This window comes from Nocardioides sp. YIM 152315, assembly GCF_029210375.1.
In the GTDB taxonomy this organism is placed as follows: Bacteria; Actinomycetota; Actinomycetes; order Propionibacteriales; family Nocardioidaceae; genus Nocardioides.
Map to the genome: position 1 here is coordinate 542,057 of NZ_JARGER010000043.1, position 14,579 is coordinate 556,635.

The window sequence follows — 14,579 nt, forward strand, 5'->3', positions numbered from 1 at the left end:
GGGGGGTCAGCGGGTCAGTGGGCGGCGTCGTACGCCGACCGGACCTCGGTCGAGACCCGACCCCGGTCCGGGACGTCGAAGCCGTTGCCGCGAGCCCAGTCGCGGATCTCCTTGGCGCTCGGTCCGCCGTTGGCCGCGGCGGACTTGCGACCGCGGCGCGGCGCGGCGCCCACCTTGCGGCCGTGGCCGACGTACGGCGCGAGCGCGTCGCGCAACTTCGCCGCGTTCTTGTCGTTGAGGTCGATCTCGTACGACGTGCCGTCGAGGCCGAACGAGACGGTCTCGGTCGCCTCGCTGCCGTCGAGGTCGTCCTCGAGAACAATGTGGATCTTCTGCGCCATTCTCTCTTCCCATCCCTCAATTGCCGGTGGCCCGCGAAATGTCGGCCATCGGGGTGATTGCACCAATCCCCCGGACTCGGTCGCAGGAAACACGCAGAGAATACATTCGAGAAGAAATCCGCCACCAGACGCGGGCGACAATTCGCGCAATTGGCGCCTTCTCGGACCGCGCGGGTCTCTGGGGTGACCCGAGTCGTCGGCACCGCGAGACGGTCGCGCGCGGTCCGTCAGGAGTCGTGCCCGTCGACCCGACCGAGATAGTCGGGCAGATAGGGATCGGTGGTCGGGATCTCCCACCGGGACCTCAGGAACTCCTGCTCCCAGGCGGCGACGGTCGGCTCGCGCGTCTGCGACTCGAAGTGGTAGGCCCGGGCGGTCGAGATCCACAGGATCCGCTTTTCACACCGCGCGACCTTCAAGCAGAAGTCGACGTCGTTGAAGTTCAGCGGGAGCTGCTCGGTCATGCCCCCGACGTCGTTGTAGACGTCCCGGGAGATGCCGATGCAGGCTCCGGTGACTCCGGACACCTCGCGATTGAGACGCAATATCGCGAATGGGCCCGTGGATTGACGCGGCACCGCGCGATAGAGGTGGTGGGGCCATCGCCCCTGGAATACCAATCCGACGTGCTGGTAGCTGGTGTCGGCGAACATCAGGTGGGCACCGGTCATGCCGACGCCGTCCTCGAGCAGGGGCGCAACCAGATCGGGGACGAAGTTGTCGGAGACGATCTCGGTGTCGTCGTTGAGGAGCAGCAGGAGGTCGCTGGTCGCAGCGAGGACGCCGAGGTTGCACTTCTCGCTGAAGTTGAACGGCCGGTCGTACGCCAGCAGCACCAGCCGGTCACCGGCGAGCGTCCGCAGCCGGTCGAGGACGACCGGCGGGGTGTCCGTGTCGTGGACCACGACGATCTCGAGATTGTCGTGGCCGCCTCGTTCGATCAGCGAGCGGACGGCTTCGACCACGAGGACCCGCTGCTCTCCCCAGATCAGCTTGCCCGTGCCGCGGGTGGGGATGACGACGCTCACCAGTTGCTCCGCGTCGAGCGAGCGCCGGATGCGGACCGTCGTGGTTTCGGGATCGATCTCGGTGGTCGCCGCGATGCCGAGCCGCTCGAGGTGCTCCTGCACCGCCCGGCGGCGCGCGTCGTCGGCGTACGGCTTGGCGTGCAGGTCCGCGGCGGTCGAGCCCGCGGACGCGCGCCAGTGGTAGAGCACCTCGGGCACGTGCACGACCCGGCGCGCCCGCTCCGTCACCCGCAGGACGAGGTCGTGGTCCTGCGATCCGTCGAACCCCGAGCGGAACCCGCCGACCTCGCGCACGAGCGACGTCCGCAACACCGACAGGTGGCTGGTGTACATCTGCCCGCGGAGTCGCTCCGGCGACCACGGCGGCTTGCGGAAGACGCCGTAGTGGTTGCCGTCTTCGTCGACCTTGTCCTCGTCGGTGTACAGGTAGTCGGCGTCGGGGTTCTGCTCGATCGCGTCGTGCACTCGCTCCAACGCCCCCTCCGCGAGGAGGTCGTCGTGGTCGAGCAGGACGATGAACGTGCCCGTCGCCGCCTCGATGCCGTCATTGCTGGCGGCCACGATGCCGCCGTTGACCGCGCGCTCGACGACGTGGACCCGGTCGTCCGTCGTGGCCGCCCAGCCGAGCACGTCGCCGACGCCGGCATCGTCGGAGCGGTCGTCGACGAGCACGAGCTCCCAGTCCGTGAGGGACTGACCGAGGACGCACGTGATCGTGGCGCGCAGTGCCTCCGGGTCGGGGCGGTAGACCGGGGTGACGATCGAGAAGAAGGGCACGTCAGCGGCCCCGACGCAGTGCCCGGGCCGGACTGGTCAGCGCCCGACCCACGCGCCAGGAGCGGGAGGCGCGAAGCTCGCCGAGCTCGACGTCGAGCCTGGCCTTCTCCTGCTGGATCCGCCGAGCGCGACCGGTCAGCCTCCGGTTGGCGGTCCGCAACGACTTCAGCTTCGCCCGCTGCTGCTTGAGGTTCTTCTCCATCCGCTGCACCCGACGCTGCAGGTTCTTCACGTTGCGCTCGGCCGCCTTCGTTCGCGTACGCGCGGTAGCGGCGGTGGCCTCCAGACCGATCACGTGGTCCCGCTGGGTCATGATCGTGTGCCTCAGCTCGGCGTTCTCGGCCTCGGCCCGCAGCTCCTCGCCGTGGCGGAGCGCGTGCTCGTCGACGAGACGCACCTCGTCGAACGCCACGACGGGCTCCAGCTCGGGAAGCGCCGCAGAGTCGCCCGGGCGAGCGCGACGGGCCGAGGTGAGGAACTGGTAGACGAAGGAGTCCTCCTGCGCGCGGACCCAGGCGATGACGCTCGCCGGCAAGGCGTCGGCGTCGACCTCGACCTCCGTGGCGAGCGGGTCGAGCACGACGCCGCGCAGCAGGTCGACCGTCAACCCGACCTCGGCATGCAGCTTCTGCACTCCGGCGCGGTCGAAGAACCGCAGGTGCGTGCTGTCCAGGAGCCCGGTCTCGGTGTAGGTCCACCGGCCCTCGAGGAGGGACAGCCGGACGGAACCGTGGGCGATGTTCGGGATCGAGCAGACCACCCGGCCGTCGTCGGCCAGCAGCTCGACGGCCTCACGCAGGACCCGAGTGGGATCGACCAGGTGCTCCAGCACGTCGCCGAACACGATGACGTCGAAGGACCCGCGCTCGAAGTGGTCGGTCAGCGGCGCCACGTCGAGGTCGGCGATGACCAGCTGCTCCAGGTGCGGGCGGGCCCGCTCGGCCGCTGCCGCGTCTCGGTCGACGCCCCACACGCGGCAGCCGCGGCCGCGCAGGGCGCGGGCGAGACTGCCGGTGGCACAGCCGACGTCGAGGACCCGGACACCGGACCCGACCAACTCCACCGCCTGGGCCTGGCTGCCGTTCCGGTGCGCGGGGTCGGTCAGGTCGACGTCCGTGTCGTATCGGGCCACTTGGTCTCCAGTCACGTCTCGTGTCGAGGTGCGAGCAAGACGATCCCCCCGACCAGGTCGCGCGCGACTCTACCGGAGCCCTGGCGGGTCAGCCGTTGCGGGCGAACACCAGCTCCAGACCGCGCAACGTCAGCCACGGATCGTGGTCGGTGAAGCACCGGCACTCGTCGACGAGCAGGGGCGCGAGGTAGCCCGTCGCGATCACCGTGACGTCGCCGACCGAGGCGCCGAGCTCCTCGATCATCCGGCCGACGATCCCCTCGACCTGGCTGGCAACGCCGAAGACCATCCCCGACTGCAGCGCCTCGACGGTGTTGCGGGCGATCACCGACCGCGGCCGCGCGAGCTCGACCGTGCGCAGCTGGGCGCCGCGACGTCCGAGCGCCTCGAGCGAGATCTCGATGCCGGGGGCGATCGCGCCGCCGACATACTGCCCCTGGCCGTTCACGACCTCGAACGTCGTGGCCGTGCCGCGGAAGTCGACCACGATCGCGGGCCCGCCGTACTCGTGGGCGGCCGCGAGGGCGTTCATGATCCGGTCGCTGCCGACCTCGCGCGGGTTGTCCATGAGCACGGGGATGCCGGTCCGCACGCCCGGCTCGACGATGACGGTGGGGAGGGTCGGGAACTGGCTCGCCACCATGTCCCGCCACTCGTGCAGCACGGCCGGCACCGTCGCGCACACCGCGATGCCGTCGACCTCGTCGAGCGCGGCGCCGAGCAGTCCGCGCAGCAGCACTGCCCACTCGTCGGAGGTACGCCGCGCCTCCGTGGCGACCCGCCAGTCGGCGTGGACCCGCCCGTCGCTGACCAGGCCCAGCACCGTGTGGCTGTTGCCGATGTCGGCGGCGAGGAGCGCCATCAGTCCTCGGAGTCCTCGCCGAGATCGAAGCCGAGGTCGAAGACCTGGACCGAGTGGGTGAGCGCGCCGACGGAGATGAAGTCGACGCCGGTCTCCGCGACCTCGCGAGCGCGCTCGATCGTCAGCCCACCCGAGGCCTCGAGCGTCGCGCGGTCGGCGGTGAGCCGGACCGCCTCGGCCATCGTCGCGGTGTCCATGTTGTCGAGCAGGATCTCGGTGCAGCCGGCCTCGAGCAGCTGACGCAGCTCGTCGAGGTCGGTGACCTCGACCTCGACGCGCAGGTCGGGGTACGCCGCGCGCACGGCCTCGTAGGCCGGCACCACGCCACCGGCGGTGACGACGTGGTTGTCCTTGACCAACGCCCGGTCGCTCAGGCTGAAGCGGTGGTTGACGCCGCCACCGCAGCGGACGGCGTACTTCTGCAGCGCCCGGTAGGTCGGCAGCGTCTTGCGGGTGTCGAGCACCCGCGCGCGGGTGCCGGCGAGCGCGTCGACCCAGTGGGAGGTCGCGGTCGCGACACCCGAGAGGTGGCTGGCGTAGTTGAGCGCGGTGCGCTCGGCGGTGAGCAGGCCTCGGGTCGGGCCAGACACCCGCATGACGACGTCGCCGGGCTTGACGTGGGTGCCGTCGGGCACCCGGTCGGTGACCGCGACGGTGTCGCCCATGACCTCGTGGAAGACGAGGGCCGCGACGGCCAGGCCCGCCACGACGCCCGCCTCCCGGGCCGCGAGGACGCCGCTGCCGCGGGCCTCGGCGCCGATCGTGGCGAGCGAGGTGACATCGCCCCGGCCCTCGTGGGCGGGCAGGTCCTCGGCGAGGGCCGCGCGGATCTGGACGCGCACGGCGTCGGGGTCGAGTCCTGCGGTGCGCAGCTCGTCGTCGTAGGGCATCATGCGAGCTCCATCGCGGTCGCGCCGTCGTGCATGACGACGTCGATGTGGCCAGAGAAGTGGGTGTCGTCGCGGTCGGGGAAGTCCTCGCGCCAGTGCGAGCCGCGGGTCTCCTCGCGCAGCGCGGCGGCGTCGGCGAGGGCGAGGCTGATCGTGAGCAGGTTGGTGGTCTCCCACGACTCCTGGTCGACCGCGTCGGCGGCGACGCCCGCGAGCTTGTCGAGGTGGCCGACTGCGTCGGCGAGCCCCTCGGCGCTGCGCAGCACGCCGGCCAGCCCGGTCATCGCCTCCTGCAGGTCGCGGCGCACGTCGCTCGGCACGAGGCCCGCGGTGCGAGTGTCGCGCGCGGGCGGGAGCAGCGGGCGGAGCTCACCGGGCAGCACCGTGGCGATCCGCCGGGAGAAGACGAGTCCCTCGAGCAGGGAGTTGGAGGCGAGCCGGTTGGCGCCGTGGACGCCGGAGCAGGCGACCTCGCCGGTGGCGTAGAGCCCGGGGACGTTGCTGCGCCCCCACAGGTCGGTGCGCACGCCCCCGGAGGCGTAGTGGCAGGCCGGGGCGACGGGGATCAGGTCCGTGACCGGGTCGACCCCGTGCCGGCGGCAGGTCGCGAGGATCGTCGGGAACCGGCGCTCCCACTTCTCGGGCCCGAAGGCTCGGGCGTCGAGCCACACGTGCGGCCGGCCGCTCTCACCCATGCGGCGCGTGATCGCCTTGGCCACGACGTCGCGCGGCGCGAGGTCGGCGAGCTCGTGCACGCCCTGCATGAGGCGATCGCCGTCCCAGTCGACGAGGAACGCATTTTCTCCGCGCACCGCCTCGGAGATCAGGGGCTGCTGGCCGCGCGAGTCCGGGCCGAGGTACATCACCGTCGGGTGGAACTGCACGAACTCCAGGTCGCGCAGCACCGCACCCGCCCGCAGCGCGACGGCCATGCCGTCGCCGGTCGAGACCGCCGGGTTCGTCGTCTGCGCGAACACCTGGCCGAGGCCGCCGCTGGCCAGCACCACCGCGCGGCAGAGGACCGCGCCGACCCCGTCGCGCTGGCCCTCGCCCATCACGTGCAGCGTCAGCCCCGCGATGCCTCCGTCGTCCGCGAGCAGCAGGTCCACGGCGAGCGCGTGCTGGATGACCTCGATCTCGGGAGCCTGCTCGATCGCGGCGATCAGCGCCCGCTGGATCTCGGCGCCCGTGGCGTCGCCGCCGGCGTGCGCGATCCGGTCCCGGTGGTGGCCGCCCTCGCGGGTGAGCGAGAGCTCGCCGTCGGGGTCGTGGTCGAAGTTGGTGCCGAGCGCGATCAGCTCGCGCACGGCGTCCGGGCCCTCGGTCACCAGCACCTCGACCGCGGCACGGTCGCAGGCGCCGGCCCCGGCGACCAGCGTGTCGTCGAGGTGCTCCTGCGGGGTGTCCCCGGGGCCGAGTGCCGCGGCGATCCCGCCCTGCGCCCACTGCGTCGAGCCGGCGGCGAGCACGTCCTTGGTCACCACCAGGACCTTGCCGACCTGCCCGCGCAACCGCAGCGCCGCGGTCAGTCCCGCGATGCCGGAGCCGACGACGACGACGTCGGCCGTGGTGGTCCAGCCGGGTGCCGGGGCGAGCAGGCGTCCGGGCACGCGCCGGACGGGGGCGGTGGGCATTGGCGAAATCTATCGCCCGGACAGCTGGTCGCCGCGGACAAGTCCGGACCCGGCCACCGCCTCGGCCGGGTCGAAGCCCGTAGCCAGGATCTTGTTGTCGGCGTCGACGAAGACGACGTGCGGCTGGAGCTCCTTCGCCTGCGCGGTCTCCATCTGGCCGTAGCCGATGAGGATCACGAGGTCACCCGGGTGCACCAGCCGCGCGGCCGCGCCGTTGATGCCGATGACACCGGAGCCCCGCTCGCCCGCGATCGTGTAGGTCTCCAGGCGCGCGCCGTTGGTGATGTCGACGATGTGCACGAGCTCGCCGGGCAGCAGGTCGGCGGCCTCGAGGAGGTCCTCGTCGACGGTCACCGAGCCGACGTAGTGCAGGTCCGCCTGCGTGACGGTGGCGCGGTGGATCTTGCTCTTCATCATGGTGCGGAGCATCAGGTCTCCCCCTCGGGTCCGGCCACCCGTCCGAGCACGAGCGGCATGTTGTCGATCAGTCGGGTGGCGCCGACGCGCGCGGCCACCAGGATCCGGGCCTCGGTCCCGGCAGGTACGTCGCGGGGCAGGTCGCCCAGGTCGGCATCGGTGATCACCAGGTAGTCGAGGTCGACGAGGTGCTCACGGAGCTCGGAGCGCGCCTCGCCGAGGGCGACGTCGACGCCGTACCGGGCGTTCTCCCGGGCGGCGATCAGCGCACGGTTCAGCGCGGTGGCCGCCACCCGCTGGTCGGCGTCGAGGTAGCGGTTGCGGCTGGAGAGCGCCAGGCCGTCGCCCTCACGCACCGTCGGGGCGCCGACGACGTCCACGCCCAGGTCGAGGTCGAGCACCATCCGGCGCACCAGCACGAGCTGCTGGTAGTCCTTCTGGCCGAAGACCGCGACGTCGGGACGGACCAGCCCGAAGAGCTTGGCCACGACGGTGAGCACCCCCCGGAAGTGGCCGGGCCGGATCCGGCCCTCGAGGATCTTCGCCCGCGGGCCGGGCTTGATCGTCACCTGGGGGTTGCCGCCGGGGTAGACCTCCTCGACGCTCGGCGCGAAGACGGTGTCCACGCCCTCCCGGGCGCAGACCTTCAGGTCGGCGTCGAGCGTGCGGGGGTAGCGGTCGAGGTCCTCGCCCTCGCCGAACTGGAGCGGGTTCACGAAGACAGAGACGACGACGGGTCCGTCGCCGACGCGCTCCCGGGCGGCCCGGATCAGGCTCGCGTGGCCCTCGTGCAGCGCCCCCATGGTCGGCACGAGCCCCACGCGGCGGCCGCTCGCGCGGGCGTCGGCGAGCAGGGTCACCAGCTCGTCCCTGGTGGACGCGAGGGAGGGAGTCGTCATCGGTGGCTGGACGTGTGGGCGGCGGCGGCGCGCTCGGCCTCGTCGAGCGCGCGGGTGATCGCGGCGGCGCGGATCGGCAGCACCCGGCCGTCGGTCACGGCCCGGTCGAGGGTGGCGCGGGCCAACGCGACGTACGACGGGAGCGTGAGCGGGGCGTTGGCGCCGACGTCGGCGAGGTGTGCGCGCACGGTGTTGACGTCGCCGCGGACGATCGGGCCGGTCAGCGCCGCGTCGCCGTGCTCGAGCGCGTTGTCGAGCGCGGCGGTCAGCAGCGGGCGGAGGGTGCCGGCCGGGTCGGCGGAGCCGGCGGCCGCGAGCAGCTCCATCGCCTGGGTCACCAGCGTGACGAGGTGGTTGGCGCCGTGCGCGAGCCCCGCGTGGTAGAGGGTGCGCATCTCCTCGGGCACCCACGTCGGGCGGCCTCCGAGGTCGGCGACCAGGAACTCGACGAACGCGCGCTCGTCGGGTCCGGCGGTCAGGCCGAAGACGCAGCCGCCCCCGAATCCCCCGGAGAGGCGGTCGAGGTCCAGCGCGGTGCCGGTGAACGTCATCGCGGGATGCATCGCGGCGACCCGGGCGCCGACGGCTGCCGCGGGGGCGAGCACCTCGAGGCCGTGCCGACCGGAGGTGTGCACGACGTACTGCCCGGGCCGGATCGCGCCGGCGTCGCTGAGGGTGGTGACGACGTTGCCGAGCATGTCGTCGGGGACCGTCAGCAGCAGCAGGTCGCAGGCGCGTGCGACGGCGCTCGGCTTCCGCGTCGCGACACCCGGCAGGAGGTCGGCGATGCGGGCACGGGAGGCGTCGGACTCGCCGGCGGCGGCCACGACGTGGTGGCCCGCGGCGCGGAGGACGGCGGCCAGGACGGCGCCGACGCGACCCGCGCCGACCACGCCCACCCGCAGCCCCGTCTCCCGGAAGTGGTGCGTCATGACGAACCTCTCGTTCCAGTCCCTCCGACCACCCGCGGGACCGAGGTCCGTGCGGGCCGGTGTGGGTACCGGACGTTGTTCTCGATCCAGGTGGATCCTGACGCTGCGAGGGTACGCCGCGGGCGACGCCCCTCACACGGGAGCGCGCCGTGGGGTGGGTCACACGGCGCCGCGGCGAGTCAGGGTCGGCGGGCGATCACCCGGCAGAGCACGGGGTCCTCCTCGCCCCACGGAGCGAGACCATCGGACTCGACCTCGTAGAGGAGCTCCCAGCCGCGCCGGCGCAGGTCGGCGACGAAGGCCTCGGCGTCCTGGTAGCGGCGGTAGTGCTTGGGGTGGGCCTTCTGGCGGTGCGCGTCCTTGTCGGTGCGGAACTCGGCGGCGAGGAGGTCGCCGGGCCTCGCCGTGTCGCCCAGCACGTCGAGCAGCGTCTCCTGCACGTCCTCGGTGATCGCGTGCAGCACGAAGCGGGTGTAGTGGACGACCGGACCGGCGCCGTCCCCGCCGCGCGTGGCATCGAGCACCGCGGCCAGCCGCTCGGCGTCGCCGAGGTCGCAGACCTCGAACGTCACCCGCTCGCCGAGTCCCGCGCCCAGGGCGCGGTCGCGGGCGTGCGCGACGCCCACGTCGGAGCGGTCCAGGCCGACCACCGTGCGGCCGACGGAGCCGAAGTGGAAGGAGTCGCGGCCGTCGCCGCAGCCGATGTCGACGACCGTGCCCGCCGTGTCGTGACGGTCCTGCACGAACTGCGCGAACGACGACCCCTCGGTGTGGCCGTTGTGCGCGTAGTAGTCGGCCCAGTAGACCGTCGTCCGCTGGGCGGGCGTGAGCTGACCGCTGACGTCCTCGCCGCGACGCTCGATCTTCCAGTCGAACCCGGTCTTCGGCCGCCGCCAGTCGTCGCCGTAGATCGCGGCGAGCAGCTCCTCCGAGCGCACCGGCACGAGCGCCCGGCCCCCGGAGAAGTCGATCTCCCGGCTGCCCTGCCACTCGCCCGTGACGGGCGTGGTCCCGGTGTAGCCGAAGGGGTGCTGCAGCTCGCCGTCGGCGTCGACGTAGGTGTGGAAGATGTCGATCCGGTTCTTCGACCTGGCCGCGTCGACGACGTGCAGGCAGGAGCTCATCGCCTCGACGCGGTAGCCGCGGTCGATCAGCGTCCGCGCGACGGACACGAGCTCCGCGGCGGCGGCCGGACCGGACCGCTCGCGTGAGACGTAGGCGACGTCGAAGTCGTTGTCGTGGCCGATGTAGTCGCCCTCGCGGATCGCGCCGAGCAGCGTGCCGAAGGTCAGGAACAGGTCGTGTCCGTGCTCCTCCCGCAGGATCGTGCGGACGGTGGTGTAGAGGTCCATGACCGCGGCCTGCCACTCGGTGTCCAGCTGCTTGGAGAGCTGGACCGTGCCGGTGCGTCCCAGCACCCACCCCGAGCCCAGCCGCTCCTGCAGCAGCTCCGGGTCGTGCTCGCCGCTGCGCGGTGCCTTGACGAACATGCCGTGTCCGTGGATCGGCAGCGGCCGGCCGTCGACCTCGACCCGCAGCCGCGAGCCGCGGTTGGCGTAGGTCCAGAGGCCGTGGATCTTGAACGAGAACGTGCGGATCTGGGCCCGGCTGTTGCGACGGTCGCCACGGGGTGACCGGATCGAGGGAGTCCGGCCGCGCTTCCTCGCCGACGTCTGGGACATGGCTCCGTCGGCGGTGGCGTACGTCGAGGTCACCCGGATCGGCCCGAGGAAGAGGTCGACGCGCGTCGGTGCCGCGTCGGCCGGCACGGACACCCAGCCGAGCACCTGCTCGCGGGAGAACTCCTCGACCATCCCGACGGCGGAGGTCGGGGCCGGCTGGCCGGTCGCGCGGCGTACACGCCGGAGCAGGTCACGCATCTCGGGTCTCCTCGTCGGTCTGTCCGGGGGGTGCGCCCGCCGGTTCGGGCAGCCGCTCGACCGTGGTCTGCACGAGCGCCCGCACGGCGACGGCAACCGCGGCCTGCGGCAGCGCGGGTGGTACGTCGACGGGCCCGACCGGCAGCGGCTCGCGGGTGAGCAGGGCGTCGGCGTCGCCGACCACGCGGACCGGCGCGTCCCGGACCGCATGCGCCCGCGACGCATTGATCGTGCGCACCTGCTGGGCCGCCCACTCGGGGAACGGCGGGACGGCCGGCGCCGCCCGCGGCAGGTCGTCGCCCTGCAGCTGGCGCACGAGGCCGCCCTTGATCCACGGCCTGCGCCGGCTGCGGTCGACGCCGAGAGCGTCGAAGGCCAGGTGGGCCGCCCGGACCAGCTCGACCTCGGCCCACGACAGGCTCGGGTTCGACCGCGACGGGTCCGGCGCCAGCACGCCGTCGGGCAGCCCGAGGAGTCGCTCGAACGTGCGGGGCAGCAGCTCCCGGTCGATGCCGTCGTTGACGATCAGCGTCACGCGCTCGGGCCCGACCACGTCGGTCCAGTCGCCCAGCAGCCGGTGCACGTCGTGGGCGCGCCAGACGTTCTCCCACTCGTAGCCGCCGGACTCGGCGCCCGCGGGATCGAGGACGACCCGCAGCCACTCCTCCCACGACAGCGTGACGCCCGACTTGACCCGCTCCTGCCACTGCGAGGGCAGGTAGGAGTCGAACCTGCGCACCACGGCGACCACGTGCACGCGCGCGCCGCCCAGGTCGTCGACGATCCGGCGACGCTGCTCCTCGGTCGCGCGTCCGAAGTCCTCGCTGGAGATGCAGACCCGCTGGTCACCGGCGGCGGCGACCTCGGCGGCCAGGCGCTTCCAGTGCTTCATCGGCGGTCGCGCGGTGCTGCGCCCGAGGCCGATCGACCGGCCCGCGAGACGAGGGCGACGACCGGAGCCGGCGTAGTGGACGCCGTGCGCCGCGAGCTCACCGCGGGCCTCGTGGAAGGCGACCTGCACCGCCGTGCTGCCCGTCTTGTGCGGGCCGATGTGGACCAGGCGGGTGCCCTCGGGCAACAGCAGGTCACCCATCCCGTCGCCCCTCCTCGACCGGCGGCGCGGACCGCAGGTCGGGCACCCGCTCGACCGTGGCCTGCACGAGCGCCCGCACGGCCACGGCAACCGCGGCCTGCGGCAGCGCGGGGGGTACGTCGACGGGACCGACCGCCAGCGGCTCGCGGGTCAGCAGCGCGTCTGCGTCGCCCACGACCCGGACCGCGGAGTCGCGGACGGCCCGCGCCCGGTCGGCGCCGATCTGCCGCACCTGCTCGGCCGCCCAGTCGGGGAACGGCGGCGTCGTGGGTGTCGCCCGCGGCAGGTCGACCCCCTGCAGGTGGCGCACCAGGCCGGCGGCCGCCCACGGGTCGCGGTCGCGCCGGTCGACACCGAGGTCCTCGAACGCGCGGTGGGTCGCCCGCACCAGCTCGACCTCCGCCCACGACAGGCTGGGGTTCGACTGCGACGGATCCGGGACGAGCAGGCCGTCGGGGAGGCCCAGCAGCCGCTCGAACGTGCGCGGCAACAGGGACCGGTCCGCGCCGTCGTTGACGATCAGCGTCACGCGCTCGGCGCCGACCACCTCGGTCCAGTTGCGCAGCAGGCGGCCGACGTCGTGGGCCCGCCAGACGTTCATCCGCTCGTAGTGGCGCTGGTCGGCGTCGCGGTCGAGGACGATGCGCAGCCAGTCCTCCCACGAGAGCGTGACACCGGCCTTGACCCGCTCCTGCCACTGCGAGGGCAGGTAGGAGTCGAGACGACGGGCCACGGCCACGACGTGCACGCGCTCGCCGCCCAGGTCGTCCACGATCCGCTGGCGCTGCTCCCTGGTGGCGCGGCCGAAGTCCTCGTTGGAGATGCAGACCCGCTGGTCGCCGGCGGCCGCGACCTCCGCGACCAGGTCGTCCCAGTGCCGGACCGGCGGGCGCTCCACTCCGTACTTCTTGCCGGCGAGGCCGATCGACCAGCCGGCCAGGCGGGGACGGCGCCCGGAGCCGGCGTAGTGGACGCCGTGTGCGGCCAGCTGTTCGCGCGCATCGTGGAAGGCGACCTGCACCGCCGTACTGCCCGTCTTGTGCGGGCCGATGTGGACGAGACGGGTGCCCGCGGGCAGCAGCAGGTCGGCGTCAACGCTCACGTGCCACACCTCCCGGGCGTCCGTCCGACGGTGCCGCGTCGCCCCGTTCAGTCCGGGTGGCACTGTAACGGAGGTGGGCGCTCCCGCCCGCACGGGCACCACGGCCTCGGCGGTGGTCCGTCTGCGACACTGTGCGGCATGGATTCGAGCAGTCAGCGCCGCGTCGCCGTCCTCCTCGCGGGGGGCGTCGGAGCCCGCATCGGGCTCGAGATCCCCAAGCAGCTGCTCAAGGTCGCGGGCCGCACGATCCTCGAGCACTCGCTGATCGCGCTGCACGAGCACCCGATGGTCGACGAGATCCTGATCATGATGGCACCGGGGCACCTCGACGCCGTCCGGGCGATCGTCGCCGCCGGCGGCTACGACAAGGTCGGCCAGATCCTCGAGGGCGGCGAGACCCGCAACGACACCACGCTGCGGGCCCTCGACGCGCTCGGCGACGAGGAGTGCCACGTGCTCTTCCACGACGCCGTCCGTCCGTTCGTGTCGGCCCGGATCATCGAGGAGTGCTTCGAGGCGCTCCAGAGCCACCCGGCCGTGGACGTCGCCATCCCGTCGGCCGACACGATCATCGAGGTCGGGGGCGAGAACACGATCCGCGAGATCCCCCCGCGCGCCGCCCTCCGGCGCGGTCAGACGCCGCAGGCCTTCCGCTCCGGGGTGATCAGGGCGGCGTACGTCGAGGCCGGCAAGGACCCGAACTTCGTCGCGACCGACGACTGCACGGTGGTGCTGCGCTACCTGCCCGACGAGCCCATCTGGGTGGTCACCGGCGACGACCGCAACATGAAGGTCACCGAGCCGATCGACGTCTACCTCGCCGACAAGCTCTTCCAGCTCAACAGCTTCGACCTGCCGGCGCCGAGCACGGAGGTCGAGTACCGCGCCGCGCTGGCCGGGAAGACGATGGTCGTCTTCGGCGGCAGCTACGGCATCGGCGCCGACATCGCCGAGCTCGCCGGCAAGCTCGGCGCGGAGGTCTTCTCCTTCAGCCGGTCGAGCACCGGCACCCACGTGGAGCGCCGCGCCGACATCGCCGAGGCGGCCAAGCAGGTCGTCGCGAGGACCGGACGCGTCGACTACGTCGTCAACACCGCAGGGGTGCTGCCCCGCGGCGAGCTCGTCGAGACGAGCGAGGAGACCATCTACAACGCCACCGAGGTCAACTACCTGGCGCCGGTCTTCATCGCCCAGGTCTTCCACCCGCTGCTGCGCGAGACCTCCGGGTCGCTGCTGCTCTTCACGTCGAGCTCCTACACCCGGGGCCGCAGCGGCTACAGCCTCTACTCCTCGGCGAAGGCCGCGACCGTCAACCTCACCCAGGCGCTCGCCGACGAGTGGGCCCGCGACGGCGTCCGCGTCAACTGCATCAACCCCGAGCGCACCGCGACGCCGATGCGCACCAAGGCCTTCGGCCAGGAGCCGCCCGGGTCGCTGCTCGACTCGCAGACCGTCGCGCAGACCTCGCTCGACGTGCTGCTGAGCCCGCAGACCGGCCACGTCTACGACGTCCGCAAGGACGACCCCCTCGCCGCCGCAGCCGCCGAGATCACCGGCGTCGGCTGAGCCGGCTCGACCGCCCGCGAGAAGGA

13 protein-coding genes are annotated in these 14,579 nt (G+C 72.7%); 1 reads left to right on the forward strand and 12 read right to left on the reverse strand.

What is annotated here, in order from left to right:
* Positions 1-14: 14 nt before the first annotated feature.
* The 12 genes from PZ894_RS21575 to PZ894_RS21630 all read right to left on the reverse strand — a co-directional run bounded on the left by PZ894_RS21575 (position 15) and on the right by PZ894_RS21630 (position 12,987).
* A complete protein-coding gene (locus PZ894_RS21575) occupies positions 15-341 on the reverse strand; it encodes an Lsr2 family protein (protein WP_275747960.1) in 327 nt (108 codons plus the stop codon).
* A 227-nt stretch (positions 342-568) separates the two neighbouring features.
* Positions 569-2,146: a glycosyltransferase gene (locus PZ894_RS21580; RefSeq protein ID WP_275747962.1), complete on the reverse strand. Its 1,578-nt coding sequence runs from the start codon at positions 2,144-2,146 to the stop codon at positions 569-571.
* Between the two features lies 1 nt (position 2,147).
* Entirely contained in the window at positions 2,148-3,278 is a 1,131-nt protein-coding gene (locus PZ894_RS21585) for a class I SAM-dependent methyltransferase (RefSeq protein WP_275747964.1), read from the reverse strand.
* An 88-nt stretch (positions 3,279-3,366) separates the two neighbouring features.
* Positions 3,367-4,140 carry a type III pantothenate kinase gene (locus tag PZ894_RS21590; protein ID WP_275747965.1) on the reverse strand — a complete coding sequence of 258 codons (774 nt, stop codon included), beginning with the start codon at positions 4,138-4,140 and terminating at the stop codon, positions 3,367-3,369.
* A complete protein-coding gene (gene nadC / locus PZ894_RS21595; protein ID WP_275748048.1) occupies positions 4,140-5,030 on the reverse strand; it encodes a carboxylating nicotinate-nucleotide diphosphorylase in 891 nt (296 codons plus the stop codon). The genes PZ894_RS21590 and nadC overlap by 1 nt, the downstream gene beginning before the upstream one ends.
* Complete coding sequence (locus tag PZ894_RS21600) at positions 5,030-6,664, reverse strand: L-aspartate oxidase (RefSeq protein ID WP_275747966.1); 1,635 nt, start codon at positions 6,662-6,664, stop codon at positions 5,030-5,032. The genes nadC and PZ894_RS21600 overlap by 1 nt, the downstream gene beginning before the upstream one ends.
* Before the next feature lie 9 nt (positions 6,665-6,673).
* Positions 6,674-7,093 carry an aspartate 1-decarboxylase gene (gene panD, locus PZ894_RS21605; protein ID WP_275747968.1) on the reverse strand — a complete coding sequence of 140 codons (420 nt, stop codon included), beginning with the start codon at positions 7,091-7,093 and terminating at the stop codon, positions 6,674-6,676.
* On the reverse strand, positions 7,093-7,980 hold the full coding sequence (gene panC, locus PZ894_RS21610) for a pantoate--beta-alanine ligase (RefSeq protein ID WP_275747970.1): 888 nt from the start codon (positions 7,978-7,980) through the stop codon (positions 7,093-7,095). Before panC ends, panD begins: the two co-directional genes overlap by 1 nt.
* A complete protein-coding gene (locus tag PZ894_RS21615; RefSeq protein ID WP_275747971.1) occupies positions 7,977-8,912 on the reverse strand; it encodes a Rossmann-like and DUF2520 domain-containing protein in 936 nt (311 codons plus the stop codon). The genes panC and PZ894_RS21615 overlap by 4 nt, the downstream gene beginning before the upstream one ends.
* A gap of 179 nt (positions 8,913-9,091) precedes the next feature.
* On the reverse strand, positions 9,092-10,792 hold the full coding sequence (locus PZ894_RS21620; RefSeq protein ID WP_275747972.1) for a methyltransferase domain-containing protein: 1,701 nt from the start codon (positions 10,790-10,792) through the stop codon (positions 9,092-9,094).
* On the reverse strand, positions 10,785-11,885 hold the full coding sequence (locus PZ894_RS21625) for a hypothetical protein (protein ID WP_275747973.1): 1,101 nt from the start codon (positions 11,883-11,885) through the stop codon (positions 10,785-10,787). The genes PZ894_RS21620 and PZ894_RS21625 overlap by 8 nt, the downstream gene beginning before the upstream one ends.
* Positions 11,878-12,987 carry a hypothetical protein gene (locus tag PZ894_RS21630; protein WP_275747974.1) on the reverse strand — a complete coding sequence of 370 codons (1,110 nt, stop codon included), beginning with the start codon at positions 12,985-12,987 and terminating at the stop codon, positions 11,878-11,880. The genes PZ894_RS21625 and PZ894_RS21630 overlap by 8 nt, the downstream gene beginning before the upstream one ends.
* A 138-nt stretch (positions 12,988-13,125) precedes the next feature.
* Between PZ894_RS21630 and PZ894_RS21635 the strand changes: the two genes are divergently transcribed.
* Entirely contained in the window at positions 13,126-14,553 is a 1,428-nt protein-coding gene (locus PZ894_RS21635; protein WP_275747975.1) for a bifunctional cytidylyltransferase/SDR family oxidoreductase, read from the forward strand.
* The last annotated feature ends 26 nt before the right edge of the window (positions 14,554-14,579 follow it).

Excerpts from the sequence above, each read along its gene's own strand:
- nadC (WP_275748048.1), bottom strand. The coding sequence starts at position 5,030 with ATGCCCTACGACGACGAGCTGCGCACCGCAGGACTCGACCCCGACGCC.
- PZ894_RS21620 (WP_275747972.1), bottom strand. The coding sequence starts at position 10,792 with ATGCGTGACCTGCTCCGGCGTGTACGCCGCGCGACCGGCCAGCCGGCC.
- PZ894_RS21615 (WP_275747971.1), bottom strand. The coding sequence starts at position 8,912 with ATGACGCACCACTTCCGGGAGACGGGGCTGCGGGTGGGCGTGGTCGGC.
- PZ894_RS21625 (WP_275747973.1), bottom strand. The coding sequence starts at position 11,885 with ATGGGTGACCTGCTGTTGCCCGAGGGCACCCGCCTGGTCCACATCGGC.
- panC (WP_275747970.1), bottom strand. The coding sequence starts at position 7,980 with ATGACGACTCCCTCCCTCGCGTCCACCAGGGACGAGCTGGTGACCCTG.
- PZ894_RS21635 (WP_275747975.1), top strand. The coding sequence starts at position 13,126 with ATGGATTCGAGCAGTCAGCGCCGCGTCGCCGTCCTCCTCGCGGGGGGC.
- PZ894_RS21575 (WP_275747960.1), bottom strand. The coding sequence starts at position 341 with ATGGCGCAGAAGATCCACATTGTTCTCGAGGACGACCTCGACGGCAGC.
- panD (WP_275747968.1), bottom strand. The coding sequence starts at position 7,093 with ATGCTCCGCACCATGATGAAGAGCAAGATCCACCGCGCCACCGTCACG.
- PZ894_RS21590 (WP_275747965.1), bottom strand. The coding sequence starts at position 4,140 with ATGGCGCTCCTCGCCGCCGACATCGGCAACAGCCACACGGTGCTGGGC.
- PZ894_RS21600 (WP_275747966.1), bottom strand. The coding sequence starts at position 6,664 with ATGCCCACCGCCCCCGTCCGGCGCGTGCCCGGACGCCTGCTCGCCCCG.